This window comes from Histophilus somni 2336 (assembly GCF_000019405.1).
In the GTDB taxonomy this organism is placed as follows: domain Bacteria; phylum Pseudomonadota; class Gammaproteobacteria; order Enterobacterales; family Pasteurellaceae; genus Histophilus; species Histophilus somni.
This window is the reverse complement of sequence record NC_010519.1, coordinates 2,170,661-2,196,580: the sequence shown is the minus strand read 5'-3', so window position 1 is coordinate 2,196,580 and position 25,920 is coordinate 2,170,661. Positions and strand designations below refer to the sequence as shown.

24 protein-coding genes are annotated in these 25,920 nt (G+C 36.6%); 8 read left to right on the top strand and 16 right to left on the bottom strand.

Features of this window, described 5'->3' with window-relative positions; genetic code table 11:
• Positions 1–46: 46 nt before the first annotated feature.
• On the bottom strand, positions 47–787 hold the full coding sequence (locus tag HSM_RS10000) for a uroporphyrinogen-III synthase (RefSeq protein ID WP_012341015.1): 741 nt from the start codon (positions 785–787) through the stop codon (positions 47–49).
• Positions 788–801: 14 nt separating this feature from the next.
• Positions 802–1,767, bottom strand: a complete 966-nt coding sequence (gene hemC, locus HSM_RS09995) for a hydroxymethylbilane synthase (protein WP_011608203.1) — start codon at positions 1,765–1,767, stop codon at positions 802–804.
• Positions 1,768–1,921: 154 nt separating this feature from the next.
• Between hemC and HSM_RS09990 the strand changes: the two genes are divergently transcribed.
• From HSM_RS09990 to mscL, 7 genes are all read left to right on the top strand, one after another.
• Positions 1,922–4,432 (top strand): class I adenylate cyclase, encoded by a 2,511-nt coding sequence (locus HSM_RS09990; RefSeq protein ID WP_012341014.1) that lies wholly within the window; start codon positions 1,922–1,924, stop codon positions 4,430–4,432.
• A 14-nt stretch (positions 4,433–4,446) separates the two neighbouring features.
• Complete coding sequence (locus HSM_RS09985) at positions 4,447–5,076, top strand: response regulator (protein ID WP_011608201.1); 630 nt, start codon at positions 4,447–4,449, stop codon at positions 5,074–5,076.
• A gap of 186 nt (positions 5,077–5,262) precedes the next feature.
• Complete coding sequence (gene def, locus HSM_RS09980) at positions 5,263–5,775, top strand: peptide deformylase (RefSeq protein WP_012341013.1); 513 nt, start codon at positions 5,263–5,265, stop codon at positions 5,773–5,775.
• 74 nt (positions 5,776–5,849) lie between these two features.
• Positions 5,850–6,803: a methionyl-tRNA formyltransferase gene (gene fmt, locus HSM_RS09975; protein WP_012341012.1), complete on the top strand. Its 954-nt coding sequence runs from the start codon at positions 5,850–5,852 to the stop codon at positions 6,801–6,803.
• On the top strand, positions 6,800–8,188 hold the full coding sequence (gene rsmB, locus HSM_RS09970; RefSeq protein ID WP_012341011.1) for a 16S rRNA (cytosine(967)-C(5))-methyltransferase RsmB: 1,389 nt from the start codon (positions 6,800–6,802) through the stop codon (positions 8,186–8,188). The genes fmt and rsmB overlap by 4 nt, the downstream gene beginning before the upstream one ends.
• Before the next feature lie 84 nt (positions 8,189–8,272).
• The gene (gene trkA, locus HSM_RS09965) at positions 8,273–9,649 is read left to right on the top strand and encodes a Trk system potassium transporter TrkA (RefSeq protein ID WP_012341010.1); all 1,377 of its coding nucleotides are present in this window, start codon (positions 8,273–8,275) and stop codon (positions 9,647–9,649) included.
• Positions 9,650–9,733: 84 nt separating this feature from the next.
• Positions 9,734–10,129: a large-conductance mechanosensitive channel protein MscL gene (gene mscL, locus HSM_RS09960; protein ID WP_011608196.1), complete on the top strand. Its 396-nt coding sequence runs from the start codon at positions 9,734–9,736 to the stop codon at positions 10,127–10,129.
• Positions 10,130–10,255: 126 nt separating this feature from the next.
• On the opposite strand, the gene oxyR is transcribed toward mscL, so the two are convergent.
• Complete coding sequence (oxyR, locus tag HSM_RS09955) at positions 10,256–11,170, bottom strand: DNA-binding transcriptional regulator OxyR (RefSeq protein ID WP_011608195.1); 915 nt, start codon at positions 11,168–11,170, stop codon at positions 10,256–10,258.
• Positions 11,171–11,292: 122 nt separating this feature from the next.
• On the opposite strand from oxyR, the gene HSM_RS09950 reads away from it, so the two are divergent.
• On the top strand, positions 11,293–12,015 hold the full coding sequence (locus HSM_RS09950) for a glutathione peroxidase (protein ID WP_012341008.1): 723 nt from the start codon (positions 11,293–11,295) through the stop codon (positions 12,013–12,015).
• A 121-nt stretch (positions 12,016–12,136) separates the two neighbouring features.
• Here HSM_RS09950 and HSM_RS09945 read toward each other — a convergent pair whose 3' ends face one another.
• From HSM_RS09945 to HSM_RS09885, 13 genes are all read right to left on the bottom strand, one after another.
• Positions 12,137–13,729 (bottom strand): xylulokinase, encoded by a 1,593-nt coding sequence (locus tag HSM_RS09945; protein WP_012341007.1) that lies wholly within the window; start codon positions 13,727–13,729, stop codon positions 12,137–12,139.
• Between the two features lie 12 nt (positions 13,730–13,741).
• Positions 13,742–14,692 carry an ABC transporter permease gene (locus HSM_RS09940; protein ID WP_012341006.1) on the bottom strand — a complete coding sequence of 317 codons (951 nt, stop codon included), beginning with the start codon at positions 14,690–14,692 and terminating at the stop codon, positions 13,742–13,744.
• 2 nt (positions 14,693–14,694) lie between these two features.
• Complete coding sequence (locus HSM_RS09935; protein WP_012341005.1) at positions 14,695–15,654, bottom strand: ABC transporter permease; 960 nt, start codon at positions 15,652–15,654, stop codon at positions 14,695–14,697.
• Positions 15,638–17,128 carry a sugar ABC transporter ATP-binding protein gene (locus HSM_RS09930; protein ID WP_012341004.1) on the bottom strand — a complete coding sequence of 497 codons (1,491 nt, stop codon included), beginning with the start codon at positions 17,126–17,128 and terminating at the stop codon, positions 15,638–15,640. Before HSM_RS09930 ends, HSM_RS09935 begins: the two co-directional genes overlap by 17 nt.
• A 52-nt stretch (positions 17,129–17,180) precedes the next feature.
• The gene (locus HSM_RS09925) at positions 17,181–18,155 is read right to left on the bottom strand and encodes a substrate-binding domain-containing protein (protein WP_011608189.1); all 975 of its coding nucleotides are present in this window, start codon (positions 18,153–18,155) and stop codon (positions 17,181–17,183) included.
• Positions 18,156–18,342: 187 nt separating this feature from the next.
• Positions 18,343–19,203 (bottom strand): arabinose operon transcriptional regulator AraC, encoded by an 861-nt coding sequence (araC, locus tag HSM_RS09920; protein ID WP_012341003.1) that lies wholly within the window; start codon positions 19,201–19,203, stop codon positions 18,343–18,345.
• Between the two features lie 111 nt (positions 19,204–19,314).
• Positions 19,315–20,502: an NRAMP family divalent metal transporter gene (locus tag HSM_RS09915; RefSeq protein ID WP_012341002.1), complete on the bottom strand. Its 1,188-nt coding sequence runs from the start codon at positions 20,500–20,502 to the stop codon at positions 19,315–19,317.
• 125 nt (positions 20,503–20,627) lie between these two features.
• Positions 20,628–21,371, bottom strand: a complete 744-nt coding sequence (gene pxpA, locus HSM_RS09910; protein WP_012341001.1) for a 5-oxoprolinase subunit PxpA — start codon at positions 21,369–21,371, stop codon at positions 20,628–20,630.
• Positions 21,358–22,287 carry a 5-oxoprolinase subunit C family protein gene (locus HSM_RS09905; RefSeq protein WP_012340999.1) on the bottom strand — a complete coding sequence of 310 codons (930 nt, stop codon included), beginning with the start codon at positions 22,285–22,287 and terminating at the stop codon, positions 21,358–21,360. The genes pxpA and HSM_RS09905 overlap by 14 nt, the downstream gene beginning before the upstream one ends.
• Entirely contained in the window at positions 22,284–22,931 is a 648-nt protein-coding gene (pxpB, locus tag HSM_RS09900; protein ID WP_011608184.1) for a 5-oxoprolinase subunit PxpB, read from the bottom strand. Before pxpB ends, HSM_RS09905 begins: the two co-directional genes overlap by 4 nt.
• Positions 22,932–23,117: 186 nt before the next feature.
• The gene (locus tag HSM_RS09895) at positions 23,118–24,389 is read right to left on the bottom strand and encodes a TRAP transporter large permease (protein WP_041604454.1); all 1,272 of its coding nucleotides are present in this window, start codon (positions 24,387–24,389) and stop codon (positions 23,118–23,120) included.
• Positions 24,389–24,868: a TRAP transporter small permease gene (locus HSM_RS09890; protein ID WP_012340998.1), complete on the bottom strand. Its 480-nt coding sequence runs from the start codon at positions 24,866–24,868 to the stop codon at positions 24,389–24,391. Before HSM_RS09890 ends, HSM_RS09895 begins: the two co-directional genes overlap by 1 nt.
• Positions 24,869–24,932: 64 nt before the next feature.
• Positions 24,933–25,916, bottom strand: coding sequence for a TRAP transporter substrate-binding protein (locus tag HSM_RS09885; protein WP_011608181.1), 984 nt, complete (start codon positions 25,914–25,916; stop codon positions 24,933–24,935).
• Positions 25,917–25,920 lie beyond the last annotated feature (4 nt).

Genomic DNA, 25,920 nt, shown 5'->3' with positions numbered 1-25,920 from the left:
TTCTTCGTCATAATTTTTATTCCTTAATCAAATGAAATTCCAGCCTTCATTGTTGCAATGCAAGGAAAAGACTCAAGTTATCCGCTTTATCTGCCACAACAATATTTGTCCACCCAACACTTTTTGCAAATGCCGCTATACGTTGACTTACCGTTACTAAACGACAACTGAATAACCAGCCTGTTTCATTGGTTGGCACAAGTTTCACTAAGTAATTTAACATCTCTTGACTTGTTACAACAATGGTATCTACCCCAATACGTTGGCATAAACTAATTTTTTCCAACTTATTATATTCAATGGGCATTCGTTGATAACATTCCAAAGTTTCAACTTTAGCTCCTCGCAAAATAGCCTGCTCAGTAAAAAATTCCCGTCCTCCATTCGCTCTCAAAATCAAAATATTCCTTGCCTGAAGGTCTTGCATTTGAGGTAAATTAAGTAATCCTTCACTACTTTCTTGCTCAACAGGATAATACACCGAATTTTCTATTTGGCTCGCAAAATATTCTGCAGTTCGTTGTCCAACCGTAAAGTAATATAAGTCCGAACGCCAACAAAAACCTACCGCACTTAAGGTTTTTTGTGCATATTCCACCGCATTTTTAGATACTGCAACTACATAATCACCGCAATTTAATTGTTGTAATTTATCGGGTAATCGATTTAATTCTTGCCCCGCTATAATGGAAATAAGCGGTAAATGGAGTGCCATAATTCCAGCTTTATTAAGCATCTCAACAAGTCGCTCTCCTCGCTCACCGGGTCGTGTAATTAAAACTGCCATTGCCTCTTACTCAATTATGATTGATAAACAGCCTGTAAGATTTTATCTGCACCTTGCTGTAATAATTGTTCAGCAATACTCACGCCTAATTCTTCCGCTTTTTGCACCGCACTTTGCGATGATTCAAAATCAAGAGATAATTCAAATTGCCCTTCTGCCGATAGAATTTGTGAACCGTGAACATCTCCCACTAAACCACGCAAATATAACTGATTATTCTCTAAAATTGCATAAGCACCAATCGGAACTTGGCAACCACCTTGCAAATGAAAATTCATTGCACGCTCTGCCAATACGCAATAAGTTGTCGTCTGATCAGCCAACGGCATCAATAAAGATTGCACATCTCGATCATCTACCCGACACTCAATTCCTACCGCACCTTGTCCACAAGCAGGTAAAATCGTATCAATTTCAATAAAAGAGCGAATACGTTCAGTCAATCCTAACCGAATTAATCCTGCCGAAGCTAAGATAATCGCATCATAATCACCCTGATCTAACTTATTTAATCTTGTTCCAACATTACCACGTAAAGAACGGATATCGAGATCCGCTCGCCAGTTTTTGAGTTGACATTGCCTACGTAAACTCGATGTTCCTACAATAGCACCTTGCGGTAACTCGTCTAAAGTGCGGTACTTATTTGAAACAAATGCATCACGAGGATCCTCTCTCGGACAAATCACACTTAGCTCTAATCCTTTCGGAAATTGCATTGGCACATCTTTCATCGAATGCACCGCAATATCCGCTTCACCATTTAACAACGCATTTTCTAATTCTTTTACAAATAATCCCTTTCCGCCAATTTTAGCTAAAGGTGTATCTAAGATAACATCGCCTTTTGTGATGATAGGGACAAGTTCGACACTTAAATGAGAATAACGTTGTTGTAGGCGATTTTTAACGTAATTTGCCTGCCATAATGCTAACGGACTTTGACGTGTCGCAATTTTTAGGGTCTTGTTGATACTCATATGTAGAAATATAGATTAGACTCGTAATCGCAATATCCTATCACTGTTACTCTGAAATGTCAGTGTAGATTTAATTTTTTACTTGATTTTTTTGCTTTCATACAAGGGGAGTGATAGAGTAAGCAACGATTAATTTATCTAGATAGAGAATAACTTGAAATACGATCTCCAACAAGCGAAGAAACAAGTTGAATTTGTTGATCAGTTACGTTTAGAAAGAGCACTATCTTCAACTTCAGTAGAGTTCCAACGTGTATTACAACTTCTTACCTTATTGTTACACATAAATCATCCCTTGATGGGCGGTTACCTACCGAATGCCCCACATGGCATTGCTCGTTTTCAATTATCAAAATACCAACAGGAATTTTTAACTACACATCTCCCTCAGGGAGATTTTGAGCAACTTAGTACACATTTGGCAGCATTACAACATCTCACAGACACGCCTATTTTAGGTGTTTACGTTATGGGAAGTATCGGTTCTATCAGCCAAACACCAAGCTCAGATTTAGATATTTGGGTATGCCACCGAGAAGATCTTAGATTAGAAGATAAAGAACAACTTTCAAAAAAAAATCACTTATTGCAACAATGGGCAAGAAGTCTTGGCGTAGAAATTAATCTTTATTTAGTTGACCAACAGCGTTTTCGTAGCTTTCGTTATGCCGATGCACTTACTTCTGAAAATAGTGGCTCCGCACAATATATGTTATTACTGGAGGAGTTCTATCGTTCTGTTATTCGCCTTGCCGGTAAACCGCTACTTTGGTTACATCTAAAGGTAGCAAATGAACAAGATTATAGTTCTGAAGTCAATCGACTCATCAAAACAAAGCAAATCAATATAGATGATTGGGTAGATTTTGGTTGTCTGAGTGCGTTTTCAGCGAACGAATATTTTGGTGCAAGTCTATGGCAACTATATAAAGGTATCGATTCCCCCTATAAATCGGTACTCAAAATCTTATTACTCGAAAGTTATTCTTATGAATATCCAAATACTCACTTAATTGCACAAGAATTCAAACAACGTCTGCTGAATAACGATCTTGACTATCACTATGACCCATACTTAGCAATGTTGGAGCGAGTGAGTTCTTTTTTAACAAAACTGAATGAATTCAAAAGATTAGATTTTGTGAGACGTTGCTTTTATATGAAAGCCAGTGAGTATATCGTTCAACAACAAGAAAATAATTGGCGTTCAGAAAAACTGCATCAACTTACACAGCAGTGGAATTGGTCAGATAATCTTCTTCAAAATCTAAATCAACGTACAACTTGGAAAATCAAAAAAGTTAAGGAAAGTCACAATGACCTGATGCAATACCTTATGTTGAGCTATCGAAATCTAATTAACTTCGGGCGTAAACATAATGTAAATGCCAGTATCATGCCACAAGATGTTTCTATCTTGACCAGAAAACTTTACACTGCTTTTGAAGAATTACCGGGAAAAATCACCTTGCTCAATCAAGCTATTTCCCTTGATTTATCGGAACCGCACTTAACATTCATTGAAGTGAAACAAAATAAATTCTTCAAAGCCGGTTGGTATTTAGTAACACAAAAACCGGATGTACAAGGACTTTGTCAAAAACGCCACATAGAATATGGCGAAAATCTAAATAAATTAGTTTCATGGGCCTATTTTAATGGGTTGCTTACACCAATCACTTCGCTTTATATTCATAGTGATACTGTATCTCTTAAAACGCTACGTAATTTCGTTGCTGATTTGCGTTTATCTTTCCCTATTACCCGTACTAAAAAAGCAACAAATAAGGAATTAACTCGACAATGCAAAATAAAACATCTCTCCGTTACAATCAATTTAACTAACGATCCAACTGCTCATTTGTTGCAAAGTAAGTCGACTATTTTACCAAGTGACTTATTCAGTTTTGGGCCTTCAGAAGAAAGTCTCGTAGGAAGTATTGACCTCACTTATAGAAATATCTGGAATGAGATCCGCACTTTGCATTTTGAGGGTGCCAATGCCATTCTATTAGCATTAAAAGTGTTATCAAACAAATTTTATCCCGGCTCAACACCGCCAAAATCAATTAACGTCTTTTGTTACAGCCAACACTACCAAAAAACCTTATGCAATATTGTCCATGCACTTATCAAAAAATATATTGATATACGAATTGGTGATACCGATGCCCCCAAAAATAATATGTTGAGAATAGCGGGTAAAAACTGGCAATTATTCTTTGAAGAGCGTGGACTCAGCTTACAGGAAATGCAAAACACTTCGATAAATAATAGTGTATTTGATAATGAACTACGTAATACTATTGAGGAAAAAGAAACCGCACTTTTAGCAGAACAGAAACATTATCCTTATGAAATGGATGCTTTTGCGAGCGAAGGTTTCTTACAATTTTTCTTTGAAGATAATGAAGATAAAAGTTTTAATGTCTATATTTTAGACGAACAAAACCACATTGAAATCTATCGACATTGTGAAGGCTCAAAAGAACAGAAAATTCGTGAGATAAATCAAATTTATCAATCGGCGAGCTTGGATAAAAACAACAACCCATATAAAATCGTGCAGCATAATTTTAACTATCCGCAATTTTATCAATTATTACCGGACTGCAACGGTGGAACAAAAATCGTGCCTTTTCATAGCCGCCTTGCACTCTCATGATGAGGACAAAATCAATGTCTGACAAAACAAAAGTGCTCTTAATAGACGATCATCCTTTGATGCGACGAGGTATTAAACAATTGCTTGAGCTGGATGAATCTTTTGAAGTCATAGGTGACGCCGGAAGTGGAAGTGAAGGTGTAAATCTGGCATTGCAGTTAGAACCTGATTTGATCATTTTAGATCTAAATATGAAAGGATTATCCGGACTGGATACATTAAAGGCTTTACGCACAGAAGGAATTGATGCAAGAATTCTAATACTTACCGTTTCTGATGCGAAAAATGATATTTTCACATTAATCGATGCAGGAGCTGACGGTTATTTATTAAAGGATACGGAACCGGATACCCTACTCTCTCAGATAAAACGAGTTACACAAGGCGAAGTCATTCTCAGTGAATCGATCAAAAATTTACTGTTAGAACGTCAACATAAAGATGATCCTATTTATTCCCTCACAGATCGGGAAATGAATGTACTGGCACTCATTGCGACAGGATTAGCAAATAAACAAATTGCAGGACAATTATTTATTTCAGAGGAAACTGTAAAAGTACATATTCGCAATTTATTACGTAAATTAAACGTTCATTCTCGGGTTGCCGCAACAGTTTTGTACTTCCAACATAAAGGCGTATAACACAATTCCCAAAAAAGAGCGGTAGAAATTACCGCTCTTTTGCCGGTAAATCGCTCTCGCTGAAGTTTTTTACGCATCTCAGTTGAGATATTTTCCCATTTCCTTATTTTATTTCTTAAAAAAGCCTATAAAAACGAGTAAAATGAATTCAATTTGAATTTATAACATAAAATATGAAAGGAACTTATGGCATTATTGAATGTATTAATTTATCCCGATGAACGCTTAAAAACGGTCGCAGAACCTGTAAGCGTTTTTGACGAAGAATTACAAACCTTTATTGATAATATGTTTGAAACGATGTATCACGAAGAAGGGATTGGTTTAGCCGCAACACAAGTAAATGTACATAAGCGTATTATCACGATCGATATTGAAGGAACTAAAGAAAATCAAATTGTGTTGATTAACCCTAAGATTCTTGAAAGTTTCGGTGAAACAGGTATTGAAGAAGGTTGCCTATCATTACCTGGTTTACGTGGTTTTGTGCCTCGTAAAGAGACTGTAAAAGTAAAAGCACAAAATCGTCAGGGAGAAGAGTTTATGCTAGATGCAGATGGTTTGTTGGCCATTTGTATTCAACACGAGATAGATCATTTAAATGGTATTGTTTTTGCTGATCATTTGTCGCCATTAAAACGCCAACGCATGAAAGAAAAACTACTCAAATTGCAAAAACAGATCGCAAAAAATCGTTAAATTAAACAATAGGTGGACGGATCGTCCGCCTTTTATTTTTATCAATTACATAACGTAGAACATTAGCTTATCTTATGAAACCATTAAATATTATTTTTGCCGGTACACCAGATTTTGCCGCACAACATTTACAAGCGTTACTCCAATCTCAACATAATGTCCTTGCTGTTTACACGCAGCCCGATAAACCTGCAGGGAGAGGGCAAACATTGCGGGCAAGTGCGGTTAAAATTTTAGCCGAAAAACATCATATTCCCGTTTATCAACCTAAATCCTTACGTAAAGTTGAGGTGCAAGAACATCTGAGTAAATTGAATGCCGACGTGATGGTAGTTGTTGCTTATGGGTTAATTTTACCTTTGGCTGTGTTACAAACATTTCCTTTAGGTTGTCTCAATGTACACGGTTCGCTTTTACCTCGTTGGCGTGGTGCAGCACCTATTCAACGTGCAATTTGGGCAGGAGATAAAAAAACAGGGGTAACCATTATGCAAATGAATGAGGGGCTGGATACGGGCGATATGTTACATAAAGTCTGTTGTGATATTACACCGACAGAAACCTCAACCTCCCTTTACACTAAATTGGCTAACATTGCACCAAAAGCCTTACTTGAGGTTTTGGACGGTTTAGAACAAGGTCTATTTAAAGCGGAAGTACAAGATGAAAGTCTGAGTAATTATGCAGAAAAACTTTCTAAAGAAGAGGCTAAACTAGATTGGTCTTTATCCGCTGAACAATTAGAACGTTGTATTCGTGCGTTTAATCCATGGCCAATGAGTTATTTTGTAACACAAGACAGTCAAGGCACGCTACAAACGTTAAAAGTTTATCAAGCCTCAGTGTTACCTCATCAAAATAAGCCTTGTGGCACCATTCTTGCAGCAGATAAACGAGGTATTCAAGTAGCGACAGCAAATGGTGTATTAAACTTGGAGCAATTACAACCTGCAGGTAAAAAACCGATGTCAGCACGAGATTTATTAAACAGCCGTGCGGATTGGTTTAAGATAGGACAAGTCCTATGAGCAAATCTCAGCACAACAAAACTAAAAGAGCGGTCAAATCTACCGCACTTTTCACGCCTCGCTCAGTCCGTGTGCTTGCGGCAGAAGTAATTTTACAAGTTTTAGTTCAAGGTAAATCCCTTTCTACCTTGCTGCCTGAGCAACAAAGTGCGGTCAAACCGCAAGATTTTCCGCTACTACAAGAAATTTGTTTTGGTATTTGTCGTGTGTTACCTCGCTTAGAACGCATCATTCAACTCCTACTGGATAAGCCTTTGAAAGGTAAAACTCGGATCGTACATTGCTTGTTGTTGGTCGGTTTATACCAAATTTTATATACCCGAATTCCTGCTCATGCTGCAGTGGACGAAGTCGTTTCTGCCACGAAAAGTTTAAAATCAGATAGTTTCCGTGGCCTGTTAAATGCTGTTTTGCGTCGCTTTTTGCGGGAACAAGAACAAATTCTGGCGATAGTGGATAAGCATTGGCAAACCTTACATCCGGAATGGTTAGTGAATAAACTAAAACAATCTTATGCCAATTGGCGTGAAATTGTTGAAGCGAATAACCAAAAACCTCCGATGTGGCTACGCATTAATTTACAACATTGTTCTATTGCGGATTATCAACAACTTTTAATGGAGCGAGGAATATCTACATCAACAACGAATCACCCACAAGCATTACGCCTACATCACGCAAGTGCGGTCAATTTATTACCCTATTTTGAACAAGGATGGGTGAGCGTTCAGGATCTACACGCACAATGGTCAGCCTTATTACTCGAACCGGAAAATGACGAACTTATTTTAGACGCTTGTGCGGCACCGGGCGGAAAGACTACACATATTTTAGAACAAGCACCCAACGCAAAAGTCATCGCTTTAGATATTGAACCTGCTCGTCTACAACGTGTGAAAGAAAATTTAGTTCGTATGAAACAACAAGCTATAATAATTTGTGGTGATGCAACCCAGCCGGAGCAATGGTTATCAGAGATTGATTTTAATGCTATAGGACTGACCTTTAAATCTGAAAGTGCGGTACAATTTGACCGAATTTTATTAGATGCTCCTTGTTCCGCTACCGGTGTTATTCGTCGACACCCTGATATAAAATGGCTACGCCAAGAAAGTGATATTACTCCCCTAGTGCAATTGCAAGGACAAATTTTAGAAGCCCTTTGGAAAAAATTAAAACCACAAGGTATTTTAGTTTATGCGACCTGTTCTTTATTACCTGAAGAGAATAGTCAACAAATTCAGCATTTCTTAGCCAAGCACAATGATGCAAAATTAGAACCTTTGCCTTTTACCATTGGGGAGGAAATTGGTCATCAATTTGTTCCAACAGAACAGGGAGGTGACGGTTTTTATTATGCCAAATTAAGAAAACTGCCCAATTAATCATAAAACTTATCAGAAATTAATGTGAAGTTGAAATATGAAAAATAAAGGTATTCAATCTGTATAAATTAAAAGAGGGAATTGATGAGAATTATTATTCTGGGTGCCGGTCAGGTAGGAACAACACTTGCTGAAAATTTAGTGAGTGAAGACAATGATATAACGTTAATTGATAATGACGCTGTTCGTTTGGCACATTTACAAGATAAACATGATTTAAAAGTGATTAACGGCTCTGCATCATCACCGAGAATTTTACGAGAAGCAGGAGCACCTGACGCAGATTTATTAGTAGCTGTTACAAGTTCAGATGAAACGAATATGATTTCTTGCCAAATAGCTTATACCTTATTTAACACTCCGACAAAAATTGCACGTATTCGTGATGCAGAATATTGGCGTGAAAAAGATAAATTATTTCAACCGCACATGATCCCTATTGATCATATCATTTCACCGGAACAACTTGTTACTGAAGAAATCTCTCGCTTAATTGATTACCCCGGTGCATTACAAGTAGCTCATTTAGCTAATGAAAATATTAGTATTGTTGTAGTAAAAGCCTATTATGGTGGCCCTTTGGTTGGCTATTCTCTTTCCGCCCTAAAAGACCATATGCCGCATATTGATTGCCGTATTTTATCTATTTTGCGTCAAGATAAAGTGATTCGTCCGCAGGGTTCGACAATTATTGAAGCCGGCGATGAGGTAACTTTTATTTGTGCAACAATTTATATTAAAGCGGTCATGTCAGAACTGCAACGCTTGGAAAAACCTTATAAACGAGTGATGATTATTGGGGGAGGTAATATCGCCGTGGGTGTTGCAAAAAAACTGGAAAATCACTGCACAGTCAAACTTATTGAACGTAATGCAGAGCGTGCAACATCACTTGCGGAAAAATTATCTAAAACCTTAGTATTGCATGGAGATCCTTCCGATAAATCGTTATTGTTTGAAGAACATATTGAAAACATTGACGCTTTCTTATGTTTAACCAGTGATGATGAAACAAATATTATGTCGGCATTCTTGGCTAAGCATCTTGGAGCTAAAAAAGCAATGGTGTTAATACAGCGTATGGCGTACATCAATTTAGTTCAAGGCGGAACAATTGATATTGCAGTTTCTCCACAACAAGCTACCATCTCCGCTTTACTGGGGCATGTACGTAAAGGAGATATTGCAAATGCGATCTCTTTGCGTCATGGCATTGCTGAAGCATTGGAAATTATTGTGCATGGCGATGAAACAACATCACAAGTAATTGGACGTAAACTTAGAGAGTTAAAATTACCCAATGGTGCAATTATTGGTGCGATTTTGCGACAAGATACTGTGATCATCGCAAGAAAAGATGTAGTCATTGAAAGTGGCGATCATATCATTGTTTATTTAAGTGATAAAAAATATGTAACAGAAATAGAGAAACTTTTTCAACCTAATGCTTTCTTTATTTAGAGAATAATATCAATTTTCTATACATCAAACTGAAAGTTTTTACGATCTATTCAAACTTATATTTGTTTATTTTAGGAGTATGTGATGAGTTTTATTAAAGAATTTCGTGAGTTTGCCATGCGGGGCAATGTTATCGATATGGCTGTCGGTGTGATTATCGGTGGGGCATTCGGTAAGATTGTCAGCTCATTAGTAGCAGATGTCATCATGCCGATATTAAGTTTTTTCACCAGTAGCGTAGATTTTAAAGACTTACATATTGTTTTAAAAGAAGCAACCGATAAAACTCCGGCTATGACGTTAAAATATGGTATGTTTATCCAAAATATATTTGATTTTATCATTATTGCATTTGCAATTTTCTTAATGATCAAAGCATTAAATAAATTGAAGAAAGAAGAACCAAAAGTAGAAAAGGTAATTACACCTTCAAACGAAGAAAAATTACTAACAGAGATTCGTGACTTATTAAAAAAATAGCCTAAAAACAAATTGGAATTAATAATTGCTATAGCAGACTTAAAAGCCAACAGAATTATCCCTGATGTAATTTTAGTTTTTCCAAACAATTAGATATTTATACAGCTATTATATAGCTGTTATACCTCAATTACCGTTTTTTCTATTATTTAGTAAAGGTTTTATTATTTCACTAACTTTATTGGCTATTCGCTCATATCGCCCTCTTAGAGGAGAGCCTGGACGATAAACAAGAGAAATACCTCTAGATGGCTCAGGAGAGAAACATGGCAGATATTTTATTCCTTTTCTCGAACCTTCGTTTAAGAGTGCCAGTTCAGGAATGAGAGTAATACCTGTATTGGCAGATACCATATTACGTAATGTCTCTAAACTTGTGGCACGAAAATTCTGATTTTCTTTTGCCCCAGCAGCAAAACAGTAATCTAAGGCTTGATTTCGTAAACAATGCCCATCATCCAGCATAAGCATTTCATATCCTTTCAGCTTATCCATTTTTATCGAATCTTCTTTTGATAAAGGGTGTTCGTCTGAAACTGCCAGTAGCATTCTCTCATTAAACATCGGTACTTCAATAAAGGCTTCAGCCTCATCAACTGATGCCAATATGACACAATCTAAGTGACCTGTTTCCAATTGTTCTAAAAGCTTTTGCGTTTGAGCTTCATACAAAAATAGCTCTAGGTCAGGAAAAGTATTTTTTAGTGCCGGAACAATATAGGGTAATAAATAGGGTCCAATAGTTGGAATGACACCCATATGTAGTGGTCCATTCATTTCTTTACCTTGATTACTTGCCATTTCTTTCAATAGCTTTATTTCTCGTAAAACAGTTTTAGCTTGTTTGACTAAAAGCAACCCAGATTGAGTAAATAAAACTTTTCGGCTTGTTCTCTCTAGTAATACGATACCCAACTCATCTTCTAATTTTCTGATTTGCCCACTTAAAGTAGGTTGACTAACATAACAAGCATCGGCAGCACGACGAAAATGTTTATGTTCAGCTAAAGAAACTAGGTATTCTAAATCTCGAATATTCATTCTGTACACCTATCATAGAAATTAACAATTAAATAACTTTTTTTGATTGTTTTTGACTATAACATAGTTTAAACTTAAAATCATATTTTTTATCAACTAATCTTTATATAGGAGAAAAAATTATGACTATGGAAGGAAAAAAAGTTCCTCAAGTAACATTCCGTACACGCCAAGGAGATCAATGGGTTGATGTTACAACTGCCGATTTGTTTGACAATAAAACGGTTGTATTATTTTCTTTACCGGGTGCGTTCACTCCAACTTGTTCAGCAACACATTTACCTCGTTATAACGAACTTGCATGTGAATTTAAAGCGTTAGGTGTTGATGATATTATTTGTGTATCAGTTAACGATACGTTCGTTATGAATGCTTGGAAAGCTGATCAAGAAAGCGAGAATGTAACAGTAATTCCCGATGGTAATGGTGAATTCACAAGCGGTATGGGCATGCTTGTTGATAAAACAGAACTTGGTTTCGGTAAACGCTCTTGGCGTTATTCTATGCTGGTAAAAAATGGCGTAGTCGAAAAAATGTTTATTGAACCACAAGAACCTGGCGATCCATTTAAAGTCTCTGATGCAGACACAATGATTAAATACTTAAACCCAAATTGGACAGAAAAACCTTCAGTTTCCATCATCACAAAACCCGGCTGTCCATTCTGTGCAAAAGCAAAAACATTGCTAAAAGAAAAGGGCTATACCTTTGAAGAAATCATACTGGGTCGTGATGCGAGTACAATTTCTGTTCGTGCAATCACAGGTAAAACAAGTGTGCCACAAGTGTTTATCGGTGGGCAATATATTGGCGGAAGTGACGATCTAGCACAATATTTTGCATAATCATACAGGTAAAAATCAATCTGCCCTAACAGTTAAGTAACATTATTAACCAATTATGGGCAGATGTTCTACAACCGATTCAGCCCGTCACAACATAAGCTTTTTCTATGTGCTTATAACTTTACTGATTCAAAAAAAGTGCACTTTCCACAATTGAAATACCTTGTTTATAACGTTGCATAAATCGTTCATAGCCTTCACTCATTATTTTATCCGGTTGAATAAGATTAAGTTTAGTTGTGTTGAAAATACAATTATCTAAATATTCTTCTAAATTATATCTTTTAGAAATGGTAAGAAAATTCGCCAGTAGTGCAATACCCCAAGCTCCTCCATTTGAAGCTGTGCTTGCAGTTGCTAAAGGAATATTAAGTGCAGAAGACAATATTTTTTGAGCGACCCCTTCAGTTTTAAAAATACCTCCGTGCCCCAGAATACGAGAAATTTCCACTTTCTCTTGATTAATCAAAATATCCATTCCTAATTTCATTGCACCAAAAGCAGTATAAAAATGCGTACGCATAAAGTTAGCCAAATTAAAACGAGCTTTGGTTGGATGCAAAAAAACGGGACAACCTTCCGATAAACCAACATTATGTTCGCCAGAATAAAAACCGTAAGATAGTAATCCACCACAATCCGGCTCACCTTGCAAAGCATGCAGAAAAAGCATTTCATATAGCTCTTCCATACACACATAAACACCAAAAGTAGCTAAACATTCACCGAATAAATTTATCCAAGCATTAATATCGGAAGTACAGTTATTTGCATGTGCCATTGCGACTAGTTTACCTGCCGGAGTAGTTACAATATCCAGTTCTGAATAGACTTTCGATAAGGCTTTTTCCAAAACAATCATAGCAAATGCTGATGTACCAGCAGATATATTACCTGTTTTTTCTTTGATACAATTGGTTGCAATCATTCCTGTGCCTGCATCACCCTCTGGCGGGCAAAGTGGAATACCAGCCTGTAAGTTACCTGTTGGATCAAGTAATTTAGCCCCTTTAAAAGTTAATTTACCCGCATGTTCTCCAGCTACTAATACTTTTGGCAAAATGGCATCTAATCTCCAAGGCATCTGATATTCAATAACAGCCTGATCAAATTGAGTCAGCATAGTTTTATTGTATGATTGTATCTCAGTATCTATCGGGAACATACCAGAAGCGTCTCCAATTCCTAAAACTTTGTTCTCGGTTAGTTGCCAATGCACATAACCTGAGAGAGTTGTAATATAATCAATTTCAGATAAATGCGGTTCTTTATTGAGTAATGCTTGGTATAAATGGGCAATACTCCAACGTTGAGGAATTGGATATTGAAAAAGTGCGGTTAATTTTTCCGATGATTTTAAAGTTATATTGTTTCGCCATGTTCTAAAAGGCACCAGCTGATTTCCCTGTTTATCAAAAGGCAAATAACCGTGCATCATTGCACTAATTCCCAGTGCTTTTGCAGTACGAATTGTGGTGTGATATTTTGCTTTTACAGTCTTACTCAAATCTACATACGCCGCTTGTAGTTTTTCCCATATCTCATGCTGATGGTATGTCCAAACTCCTTCAATTAACCTATTTTCCCAATCTGCTCCACCCGTTGCTAAAATAGTACCATCTGAGGTAATTAATACTGCCTTAATTCGGGTTGAACCTAATTCAATACCAATAACGATATTACCTTGTTCAATAAGCTGTTTTTCATTTTGCATAACGTACATCCCTTAGTTTTTTAATAGGAAAAGACGATTTTTTTGTAAGAATATAAACAGTAGTAATAAGCTACCCCATAAAATCATCGTAATATAACTACTGATACCTAACATATTTAATCCACTTTCAATAACCTGTAGTAATACAAGAGCCAACATAATGCCGATAAGTTTTCCTTTGCCGCCATCAGGATTAAATCCACCTAGTACTGCCGCTAAAATGGAAATGAGCAAGTAAGAATCTCCATACGATGCTTTGGCTGAGTTGAGTTTAGACATCATTAAAAGGGCTGCGAATACACAGAGTACAGAGGAGATAATATATATCCAAATTAGAACTTTCTTGGTATTAATGCCAGAGTAATATGTGGCTTTTTCATTATTGCCGATAAAATAAACCGCTTTACCCATAGAAGTTTTTTCTAAGAAAAACCAAACAAGTCCAGCAAGGAATAAAAAAATCAGAATAGGCAGTGGCAACCATAAAAAAGTTGAGGTATTAATACTCAGTATTATTTCTAGAAAGCCAGCAACCGTTGAACCATTTGTTACTAATATATTTATGCCATTAATTAATGTCATTGTGCCTAACGTGGCTAGAATCGGTGAAACTCGGATAATAGCAATCAGTGCACCATTGATCACCCCAATAATTAATGCACATAAAAAGCTTAATACAATAGATAGAAATAGCCAAGAAATCCCTGCATGCTTCGTAATAAAACAAGCAATAATTAATGAACAAGCATTCATACTGGCAATAATAGAAAGATTTATTCCTCCCGTAAGCATAGGTAATGCCATTGCAAGAGTTAAAATTCCTAAGACTGGAATTTGCGATGCCATTGATTGAAAGTTACTCACAGACCAAAAAATATCTGGAATTAAAATACTAAAGGCAATAACAGTAATAATAAAAAGAGCCAACAGATAAAAAATAGTATGATCAAATTTGCTTCTCATCGTTATACTCCTTGTTTTTTCAATTGCCCTAATGCAGTAGCACTAATACTTAAGATGATAATGATACCGGTAATTATCGTTTGCCAATACGAGGATACATTCATAAGGTTCAGCCCATTTTGAATAATTGCTAGTAACATTACTCCCATTACGGTGCCAAATAATGTCCCTTTTCCTCCAGATAAACTTGCACCCCCTAAAACAACGGCTGCTAGTACAATTAATTCGTAACCAAGTAGAGAGTCAGGGGCAACAGACTGCACTGTATAAGATTGCACAACACCTGCCATTCCAGCCATAAATCCCATATAGCCGTAAGCAAATAGGTGAAGGAATAAAATATTAAAACCAATACGAGAGGTGGCATCTTGGTTTCCACCAAGGGCATAAATTTTTCTTCCTATTGTTAACCTGCTAGTGATCAACCAAGTTAATAATATAGATAAAATCGCCATTATCGCTTGAAAAGATAAACCGAATTCAAAACCATCTTGCGAGGTTTGTTTGAAAAATAGCAATTCTTGGGTGAACCATTCAGGGTAATCGTATAACCAAACACCCTTGGTAAAATAGAGTAGTCCTCCGTAGAAAATATTTAATGTTGAGATGGTGATAATAATTGAAGGTACACTAAGGCGGTTTACAAAAAGAGCATTAATAAAACCAAGTAAGATACCTATTGCGGATGATACTGCAAATACGCCGAAAAAACCGATATCATATTTGCCTATAGCCGTTACCATAATGTATTGTGAAATAATGGTGATAGCAGGAAATGAGATGTCAATGCCACCTGATAGTAACACCACAAACAACCCACAAGCTAAAATCATTAGCATTGAATAGTTATTGACTACATCATAGATATTCTCAATGGTAGCGAAGTCATTCGTGAATAGACTTAATAAGGTTGCCAGTATCAAAATTGTCGTAGATAAAATATGATTATTGGTGATTTTCATAAACAACCTCCGCAATTGATTTTTCTGTGGTATAGATAGGTAATATCTCACCTACAATTTTACCTTTTTTCATTACTATGACTTTGTGGCTGTTGTAGTATGCTTCTTCTACCTCATCGGTCACAAAAATAACAGCGATACCTTTTTGTGCTAATGTGCGAATAATTTGGAATATTCCTTCCTTATTCGCAATATCTACCCCAATGGTTGGAGCATCTAAAATAATAATTCTAGGATCTATTGCTAACCATTTTGCGATAGACACCCGCTGGGCATTCCCACCGGAAAGTGTATTTACTGGCAAATCTGAATCCGTTACTTTAATTTTTAAAGATTCAATTAATTCCTGGCTATAATTATAGGCTTTTGATGATTTTATAATGTTAAATTTATCGGTGATTTTATGAAAAATAGTAGAGATAATATTATGATGTATGGATTCAGTCATAATTAAACCAGTTGTCATTCTATCTTCAGAAACATAAGCAATTCCTTGTTTGATAGCATCACGGTTGTTTTGAAATATAACCTTCTCACCATTTAATAGAATATCACCTGATTTAGGTTGAGTGATTCCAAATAAGCTAAGGCACAGTTCCGTCCGACCTGAGCCGAGTAAACCGGTCAAGGCAATAATTTCTCCTTCTCTTAATGAGAAATTAATGGATTCATACTGGTTAGGCAGAGTTAAATTTTGAACTTCTAAAACGGTTCTATTTTGCGAAAAATCGGGCAAATCTAACCGTTTATAGTCAATTTCCAAGCCTGTCATTAAGAATCCTAAGCGTTTTTCATCCATTTCACTAATAGGGTATTGTCCAACCATATTCCCATTTTTAAGTACTAAAACGGTATCAGAGACACTCATTACTTCTTGTAATTTATGACTGACAAAAATAATACTAATGCCTTTACTTTTTAACTTGAGTACAACTTTTAGCAGATCTTGTACTTCTTTCGCTGTAAGAGATGCTGTTGGCTCATCCATAATTAACAGTCGGGCATTTTGTGCAAGAGCTCTACAAATAGCGACTAATTGTTGCTGTGCAATTGGTAAATCTTCTAAAATAGCATTGAGATCTAAATCTGCATTAATGCTTTGTATTGCGTTTAATGCAACTTGATAAATTTCTGATTGGCTGACCCAACCTAATTTTCGATGTAAATTTATTGCAATATTTTCAGCGACAGTTAAATTAGGAAAAAGGGCTAAATCTTGATAGATTACTTGAATTCCCTGTTCAATAGAAGCTTGTGGCGTCAGTTTGGTATATTTGCTCGCACCAATTTGAATTTCAGCCCCTTTATCCGGTTGATAAACACCTGAGAGGATTTTGATTAGCGTGGATTTTCCACAACCATTTTGTCCGGCAAGGCAGAGAGCTTCTCCATAATCTAAAGAGAGATTAACTTGATTTAAGGCTTTTACACCGTGGAATGTCTTATTGATATTTTGCATCAAAATAAATGCCATAAAGCCTCCTGAGAGAAATATGGGTTCAGAAAGAACCCATATTCAATATAGATTAATATAAGTTGTCGATATTATCTTTGGTTACTTTAAGTACATTATGGAATTGGAGGAGTTTTTTCTCTGTATCCACTTTGGCTTTACCGACATTAGGGAGTTCTAAACCATCTTCGATTTTTTCACCTTTCAACACTTTGGCAGCAACTGCAGCAAGAGCATAACCCGCACTTGCTGGATCGTAGGTAATACCCATCGTAATATCACCACTCTTAATTAAATTTGCAGCTTGAGAAGGAATCATCATACCGAAAACATTTAATTTATTTTTCAAGCGTTTTTCTTTAACGGCTAAACCGGCACCGATAGGACCTTGTGAACCGAAAGAGACTACTGCTTTTAAGTCAGAGTGAGCTTTGACTAAATCAATTGTGGTACGGCGAGCATCATTGATATTTTCTGCAACAGGCATTCTGCTGGTTACTTCAAACATATCTGGATAATGTTCTTTCTGGTATTTTACAAATAGATCTGCCCATAAATTATGTTGAGGTACGGTTAAACCACCGACATAAATAACATATCCGCCTTTACCGCCCATTGCTTTAGCGACTTCTTCAACATAATCGGCAGCAAACTGGGCATTATCAATAATTTCAATATCCCAATCTGCACTTGGCTGACCTACAGATTCATTCGTCAAAACAACAATACCATTTTGCTTGGCTTTTTTCAGCACTGGTTCTAAGGCATTTGCATCATTAGGTACAATTGAAATAGCACTGACTTTCTTTGCAATTAAATCCTCAATTAATTTCACTTGCTGTGGAGCATCTGTATTTGATGGTCCAACTTGATAAGCATTAATATTGTTATCTTTACCTGCTTGTACAACACCTTCTGCCATACGATTAAACCATGGCATACCGTCAATTTTAGAAATATTAACTACGTCATTAGCAAGAACTGAACCATAACAAGTCAGTGCTAAAATACCTGAAAATAATGTATGTTTTAAAGTGAGTTTTTTCATTATTCTTCCCTCATAAAATAAGAAGTCCTTTAATTGAATATCGTATAAAAAGCTTGATATTACCTCTCTAATAGAAACCATACTATTAAAGCCATTTTTATCTTATGCTTTTGTGTGAGGGAAAAATAGGTAACTTTTTTTTATCAATATGGAAAATTCTGCTATACAAAGTAAAGTGAGATCTGGATCACATTTCATTGTTTTTACATCTTTCTAAAGTTCTAAATTTAGACGGAGACAGTGCGGTGTGTTTTTTGAAAATTTTCGAAAAGTAGAGAGAATCTTCATAGCCTAAAGATTTAGCAATATTTGAGATAGAAATGTTAGAGAAATAAAGTAATTTTTTAGCTTCGGAAATACGCTGTACTTCTCTCCATTGCACTAAGCCAATACCCAAAGATTGTTTAAAAAGGTGAGATAATCTTGATGGCGATAAAAATACTTTTTTTGCTAGTGCTTCTAAGCTGTCATTTTTAGCCAAATTGGTCAAAATTAAATCACAAACATTTAAAATACGCTGATCAATTACTGGAATAACTTCAATTTTCTCGGCGGAAATACTTTTCATAAGTAAGTATTCTAATAGACTGGTGGCTACATCTTCTTTAAAAAATTTACTTGATTTCAATTCGACTTCAATTTTGCTGAAAAGCTGACTGATTTCCTGAAAGTAGCGGTCATCACCAATGGTAATACGCCCTATTTTTTCCTCCATATTTGACCAATTTAACCATTTATTCCATTTTGGGTTTGGTAAAAAATAGATCCATTTATAGTGCCAATACTGACTTTCTGGATGTCTGTGATAATGTTGAACCGCACTTGGTGTGAATAGTAGCAATTGTCCTCGATGAGTGGAAAAAGAATGTTTACCATCAAAAATAATGCCTGTACCAAAAGTAGTTAATTGTAACATATAGCCACTCATTCCTTGTTGTCTATCTACCATAGAATCAAGGTAATTACCTTTCTCACATTGAGTAAGACCCGCAACTAATTCTAAATCGAACAAATCATCAAGTAAAAGTAAGGATAGATTTTTATACATTTGCAATATATGTTTACACAGCAACGTTAAATTTAGACAAGATCATAATGGAAAAAGGTTTCTCTTCCAAGTAAAGAGAAACCGAAAATTGCTATCATCGCCTTAAATCAATTAAGTAAACAGCCCCAAAACATATTTTGAGAGAGTTATAATACTTAAAATTGCCATGCTTACGACAACAATAGTCCCTGCAATTGTCATCCAAATAGGGTGTTTATAGTTACCAACAATATTTGTTTTATAAGCTGCTAATAAGACTAAACCGAGTGAGATGGGTAAAATTAAACCATTTAATGTTCCTACGAACACTAGCACTTGGGCTGGTCTGCCTATGGTAGCAAGCACAACGGTAGAAATCACGATAAATGCCACGATAAAGCAATTTTTGTGTTTTTCGATGAATGGTGAAAATGAGGTAATGAAAGATACAGAGGTATACGCCGCACCAATCACAGAGGTAATAGATGCAGCCCAAATTACGATACCGAAAATCATTAACCCGACATTACCGGCAACGTAAGCAAATGGTGTTGAGGCTGGGTTTTTTGGATCCAGTTGGACACCCATTGAAACAACACCCAATACCGCAAGGAACAGCACCACACGCATAATGGAAGCAATTAAGATTGCAGAAACAGAACTTCTGCTCACTTCTTTTAAGTTTTCTTTTCCTTTAATGCCCGCATCTAATAAACGGTGAGCTCCGGCAAAAGTAATGTAGCCACCAACTGTACCTCCCACAAGGGTGACAATCGCAATAACATCTAATTTTTCAGGTAAGAAAGTGTGAACAACGGCATCAGCGATAGGTGGGTTGGCTTTTACTGCCACAAAGACAGTCAAGGCGATCATCACAAACCCCATAATTTGAGCAAATCTATCCATTACTTTACCAGCTTCACGAAATAGGAATACACCAACAGCAATAATACCGCTGATAATTGCTCCCTTTTCAGGAGATACTCCAGTAAGAATATTCAAACCTAAGCCTGCACCACCCACATTACCAATATTAAACGCTAAGCCACCCATCACAATAAGCAATGCGAGAAAATACCCCGCACCCGGCAATACTGCATTAGCAACATCTTGGGCTTTCTTTTCGGAAACGGCAATAATTCGCCAAATATTTAATTGAGCCCCGATATCAAGCAAAATAGAGAGCAAAATCACAAACCCAAAACTGGCAAATAAGTTTTGGGTAAATGTCGCTGTTTGGGTTAAGAAACCCGGTCCAATGGCTGAAGTCGCCATTAAAAATGCCGCTCCAATAAGGGCACTGCGGTTATTGTTTGACATTGTGTTTTCCTTATGTTTTGTTTTAGAAATCAAGGCTATTTTTCTTTGCTTTGTAAAAGAAAAACAACCAAAAGAAAGGCGACTAGAACAAATAACATCTATTCCTATTTTTAGTAAAATTCTTACTAAATTGAACTTGTAACCAAAATCCCTTTCTCCTTTAACTCTCTGCGAATACGCGTTGCAAATACGACTGCATGTTCACCATCACCATGTAAACAGATGCTGTCTGCTTTAATTGCCACATTACCGCCATCAACAGTTGGAACAGTACCTTCAAGCACCATTTGTAACACTTGAGAAATAGCCTCCTCATCGTTCTCAACCATTGCATCATCACGAGTACGAGGCACAAGTGAACCATCAGCAAGGTAATGTCGATCAGCAAAGACCTCAGAGATAGTCGCTAGACCGTGCTGTTCAGCAACGGTCAGCATGATACTGCCAGAAAGCCCCATTAACTTAAGCGAAGGATCAACACTTTTCACTGTTTCTGCAATAAGTGCGGCTAAATGAGGATCTTTCGCTGCCATATTGTATAATGCTCCGTGAGGCTTTACATATTCCATCGTCACACCAGACGCATCACATAATGCTTTGACTGCCCCAAGTTGATAAAATAAACAAGCCTTAAGCTCATCATCTGGCAATTGCATATTGGTTCTACCAAAATTTTCACGATCAGGAAAACTAGGGTGTGCTCCAATTCGTACATCGTTTTCTTTTGCCCACAAAATCGCTTCGCGTATTTCGTTGTAATCACCCGCATGTAATCCACAGCAAACATTTGCTGAACTGACAAGCTGTAAAAGTTGCTGGTCGTTGGCACAGCCCTCAGCAAGATCTACATTTAAATCAATCTGTTTCATTTACCTTTCTCCGAATATCCTCTAAATAGTTCTGATCTTGTTTAAAACGTGCCACCGCCTGTTTTCGGCTTAATAATTCAAACTGCACCGCACTGCCAATCGATGTCTGAGCAAGTCTTCCAAGATCAGCACTAATCACGCAAGCAATTTTAGGGTAACCTCCTGTAGTTTGTGCATCTGCCATTAGTACAATAGGTTGCCCATCAGGTGGCACTTGCACTGTGCCAGCAGGTGCCGCATAGGAAAGCATTTCAAGAGGTGCGGTCAGTTTTAACGAATTTTCTGCAAAACGGTAGCCCATTCTACTGCTGTTATTTTGTAGAACCCATCTCTGTTGGAAGAAACGCTCACGACTTTCAGTAGTAAATGCCTCATATTCAGACGAAAGTGTCGTCCCAATCTTATGAGTAAAATCAATTGGTTCAATGCTGAGAAATGATAACTGTATATCACGCAAAACGGTGGGAATACAGTCCCCCGCTCTTAACATACGCCCCTGATACCCCCCAAATTGCGCTCTAAGATCAGTACTGGCTGAGCCTTGCACCTGTGGTACAAGAAAACCGCCAGCAACGCAAAGATAAGTATAATTACCTTTTATAATACGTTTAAGCGTTAAAGTTTGACGCACTTTGGCAGTATAACGAAAGTAGGAAAATACAGGCACGCCATCCAGTTCAGCCTCTACTAATGCACCAGTAAAACAAAATGGAGTATCGCAATCAAATGTCAAACTCATTCCACCAAGCGTAATTTCTATTGCTGGAGCGTTATTTGCATTTTTTAGTAATAAATTGCCTGCTTGTAAAGCCAAAGAATCCATTGCACCGCTGTGTCCAATACCGAGAGAACGAAAGCCATAACGACCTAAATCTTGAATATGAGCAAAACCTTGTATTTGTTTAATGTAGATCATAGTTGAATACTCTCTGCAACAAAACGGACATTATCACCCGCACTTAATAGTGTTGGTGGAGATTGTTGAATATCAAATAGTGCTAAATCAGTACGCCCGAGCAACTGCCAGCCACCCGGTGAGGTAAAAGGATAAATTCCTGTTTGACTACCGCCAATGCCGACGGAGCCTGCAGGCACCTTAGTACGAGGTATATCACGTCTTGGTGTATAAAGATTTTCAGGTAACCCGTTTAGATAAGGAAATCCAGCTTGAAAACCGATCATAAACACAGTGTAAACAGGTTCGGTATGACGGCGAATAATTTCTTTTGGCGTAGTTTGGTGAAATTGTGCTACATCAAATAAATCTTCACCAAACTCGCCACCATAATGCACTGGAATCTCAATACAGCGTGGTGTTTTAACTGATTGTGGTTGATAATTTTCCCACAATGATTGCAGGCTTTCAATTAATGGTTGACTATCTGCAAATAAATCGTAATAGACAGTAAAATTATTCATACCAACCACTACTTCTTGCACATTGGCAAGTTGCCGAGCCTGCTCTGCAATTTGCCAAATTCGCTGTTGCTTGGCAAGTTCAGCAGGAGGAGCAATTTCACAGAGAAGTGATTGTTCACTCGTATGATGAATGGTGAGCATAAAACGTTCCAAAATGTTAATGAAATGTAAAAAATGTTTTACACCCGAATATCTTTTCTGTCAAATCAATTTGTAAAAATTGCGATTTATACGTTATTTTTATTACAAAATATCGCTTTATTCATATTGCCAGCTTCTGTCATTACGACAACTTTGTCTTTATAACAATGGATATAATAAGCACCACTAAGATAACCAATTCATTGGTACAATCACAACATCAGGAAAGAACACCATCAACATTAAAATAGCAACATAAACTAACAAAAACGGCGAAATTCCCTTACTAATTTTACTTATGCCAAGTTTAGCAATTCCCGAACCAACATAAAGTACCGTTCCCACTGGAGGTGTGATTAAGCCAATCGATAAGTTAATCACCATCATAATACCAAAATAAGCAATATCGATATTGTAAGCTCTCAATACTGGCAATAATACGGGTACAAAAATTAATACTGCAGGAATTAAATCCATTACACAACCAACGAGTAATAAGAAAATCATAATAACCAACATTAATACCGTTGAATTGTCAGTTAATCCTTTGATAAATTGCACCAACTCCGTTGGAATTTGAGCAACCGTGATTGCAAATGCAGAAATCATCGCCGCGGCCGCAACAAACATCACCATTGAAGTAGTTTTAATCGTATTTAAAAAGACTTCGATTAAATTTTCTTTATTTAAACTGCGATAGCCAAGACTAACCAATCCCGCATAAATCGCCGCAACTACACCTGCTTCTGTTGGAGTAAAAATACCGCCACGCAACCCAACAATGATAATGACCGGTAACAATAATGGGAAAAAAGCTTTTTTAAAAGCTTGCCAGCGTTCTGCACCAGATTGTTTCGGTTTTATATTTTCTTCGTGATTACGATATAAAAATTTCCACATTAACCACAATCCTGTAACCATTAATAATCCAGGAACCGTGCCACCCATAAATAATTTGGTAATGGATGCACCTGCGGTAATTCCATATACAATCATTGGAATACTTGGAGGAATGACCACCGAAATAATTCCTGCCGCACAAACTAAACCTGTAGAACGAGCAACATCATATTTTTTAGCTACCATCATTGGAATTAAAATTGCACCTAACGCTGCGGTGTCTGCTACAGCAGAACCAGATAACCCAGCAAAGATTAAACCTGAAATAATCACTACGTAACCTAATCCTCCTTTAATATGTCCTACCATACTCATAGCAAAATTGATAATCCGCTCAGAAATACCGCCGTATTTCATAATTTCACCAGTCAGCATAAAAAATGGAATTGCCATTAAGGGAAAGTTATTAGTACCCATTACAAAGTTTTCAGCAATTAATTGAGTATCAAACATATCCATATGCCATAACATAAAACTGGCACTCAGTAACATTGATAACGCTACTGGCACACCAAGAAATAAAAATAGGAATAAACTACCTAAAAATAATCCTAACATCATGCTTTCCCTCCTCTAAATGCCAGTTTTAAATGTTTCCATAAATTGGTAAAAACCACGAGAAAATAAGATAAGGAAGAAATCACAGCTGCTAAATATAAAAATGCGGTAGAAATTTCCGTTGCGGGCATTTTTTGTGTATAAGTCAGCAACATTAATTGATATGCACCATAAGTAATAAAAGATAAGGCAAGCAACACTAATATATCAGCAAAAAATAAGGCATACATCTGTACGTATGCAGGTAAATAAGAAATCACAATATCAACAGTCAAATGCCCTCTTTCTTTGGCAACTAAGATAATGCCTAAAAAAATCATATAGACGAAACAAATTCGAGCAAATTCTTCCGACCAAGCAATACCTGAATCGAAAAAATAACGTAGCATGGCATTAAAAAAGACCAATAAAATCATTGTCACTAATGCAATCACTGCCAACATCTTTAAAGTGCGGTCAAGTGCGGTAGAAAATTTCATTGTTTTATCTCCTAAAAAGCGATAGGAAAAAGGCTGTTTGCTAACAAACAGCCTATGAGTTCAATTATTTAGCGGCTTGAATTTTTTCAATCACGCCTTTTGCCCAATCATATTTTTGATAAAAATTTTGATAAAGTGTTTCAGAGGCTTTCAACATATCTGCTTTAAACTGCTCGGACGGAATAATTACTTCTTTACCGTTTTTATGGAAGAAGTCTTTAACATCTTGTTCCATCTTCATCGCTAATTCCCATTCTTTCTCTTGATATAATTTAGCCGCTTCTAAGAAAATTTCTTGATCTTCTTTTGACATTTTATTCCAAGTTTTCAAGCTTAATTGCAATAATCCCGGTGAGAAAATATGGTTAGTTTGGATAATGTATTTTTGTACTTCATACAAACCGGAATCTTTGAGCAACATATATGGATTTTCTTGGCCATCAATCACTTTTTGCTCTAATGCAGTAAAGACTTCACTTAAAGGCATGCTTTGCGGGTTAATATTCATTGCTTTTGCCCAATCCACAAACAAGGAATTCAATGGCACTCTTAAACGTAATCCTTTGAAATCATCGAATTTTTCCAATTTTTTATTGGACGAAATCACACGAAAACCGTTCATGCCGTAAGCCAATAATTTAATACCGTATTGTTCCATTTTATCGCCAATTTCTTTTGCAATCGGAGATTCCAATACCTTTTTCGCTTCAACATTGTCTTTAAATAAATACGGCATTTCCCACACACCAAAAATAGGATCCACATTTTGTAACAATAAGCCGGTAATTCCACCTTCAATCGTACCATTGCGTAAGCCATTTACGATTTGATCTTCGCCGCCCAATTGATTATTTGGGAAAATACGAATTTCATAGCGACCTTGCGTTTTTTCTTCAACGGTTTTCTTGAAAACTTCGTTTAATACAATATTTGACGGGTGCATATCGGAATTAAAATGTCCGATTTTAATTACAGTTTTAGCAAATGCCGAACTACTAAATACTAAGCCTGCAACAACTAATACTTTAGTTAATTTTTTGAGTTTCATAATT

Bases quoted from the DNA above. Each gene is read 5' to 3' on its own strand.
- HSM_RS09950 (WP_012341008.1), top strand. From the start codon at position 11,293: ATGACTATGGAAGGAAAAAAAGTTCCTCAAGTAACATTCCGTACACGC.
- HSM_RS09905 (WP_012340999.1), bottom strand. From the start codon at position 22,287: ATGATCTACATTAAACAAATACAAGGTTTTGCTCATATTCAAGATTTA.
- mscL (WP_011608196.1), top strand. From the start codon at position 9,734: ATGAGTTTTATTAAAGAATTTCGTGAGTTTGCCATGCGGGGCAATGTT.
- HSM_RS09930 (WP_012341004.1), bottom strand. From the start codon at position 17,128: ATGGCATTTATTTTGATGCAAAATATCAATAAGACATTCCACGGTGTA.
- araC (WP_012341003.1), bottom strand. From the start codon at position 19,203: ATGTATAAAAATCTATCCTTACTTTTACTTGATGATTTGTTCGATTTA.
- rsmB (WP_012341011.1), top strand. From the start codon at position 6,800: ATGAGCAAATCTCAGCACAACAAAACTAAAAGAGCGGTCAAATCTACC.
- hemC (WP_011608203.1), bottom strand. From the start codon at position 1,767: ATGAGTATCAACAAGACCCTAAAAATTGCGACACGTCAAAGTCCGTTA.
- HSM_RS09925 (WP_011608189.1), bottom strand. From the start codon at position 18,155: ATGAAAAAACTCACTTTAAAACATACATTATTTTCAGGTATTTTAGCA.
- HSM_RS09945 (WP_012341007.1), bottom strand. From the start codon at position 13,729: ATGCAAAATGAAAAACAGCTTATTGAACAAGGTAATATCGTTATTGGT.
- HSM_RS09935 (WP_012341005.1), bottom strand. From the start codon at position 15,654: ATGAAAATCACCAATAATCATATTTTATCTACGACAATTTTGATACTG.
- HSM_RS09890 (WP_012340998.1), bottom strand. From the start codon at position 24,868: ATGAAATTTTCTACCGCACTTGACCGCACTTTAAAGATGTTGGCAGTG.
- HSM_RS09895 (WP_041604454.1), bottom strand. From the start codon at position 24,389: ATGTTAGGATTATTTTTAGGTAGTTTATTCCTATTTTTATTTCTTGGT.
- trkA (WP_012341010.1), top strand. From the start codon at position 8,273: ATGAGAATTATTATTCTGGGTGCCGGTCAGGTAGGAACAACACTTGCT.
- fmt (WP_012341012.1), top strand. From the start codon at position 5,850: ATGAAACCATTAAATATTATTTTTGCCGGTACACCAGATTTTGCCGCA.
- HSM_RS09885 (WP_011608181.1), bottom strand. From the start codon at position 25,916: ATGAAACTCAAAAAATTAACTAAAGTATTAGTTGTTGCAGGCTTAGTA.
- HSM_RS10000 (WP_012341015.1), bottom strand. From the start codon at position 787: ATGGCAGTTTTAATTACACGACCCGGTGAGCGAGGAGAGCGACTTGTT.
- pxpB (WP_011608184.1), bottom strand. From the start codon at position 22,931: ATGCTCACCATTCATCATACGAGTGAACAATCACTTCTCTGTGAAATT.
- pxpA (WP_012341001.1), bottom strand. From the start codon at position 21,371: ATGAAACAGATTGATTTAAATGTAGATCTTGCTGAGGGCTGTGCCAAC.
- HSM_RS09915 (WP_012341002.1), bottom strand. From the start codon at position 20,502: ATGTCAAACAATAACCGCAGTGCCCTTATTGGAGCGGCATTTTTAATG.
- HSM_RS09940 (WP_012341006.1), bottom strand. From the start codon at position 14,692: ATGAGAAGCAAATTTGATCATACTATTTTTTATCTGTTGGCTCTTTTT.
- def (WP_012341013.1), top strand. From the start codon at position 5,263: ATGGCATTATTGAATGTATTAATTTATCCCGATGAACGCTTAAAAACG.
- oxyR (WP_011608195.1), bottom strand. From the start codon at position 11,170: ATGAATATTCGAGATTTAGAATACCTAGTTTCTTTAGCTGAACATAAA.
- HSM_RS09985 (WP_011608201.1), top strand. From the start codon at position 4,447: ATGTCTGACAAAACAAAAGTGCTCTTAATAGACGATCATCCTTTGATG.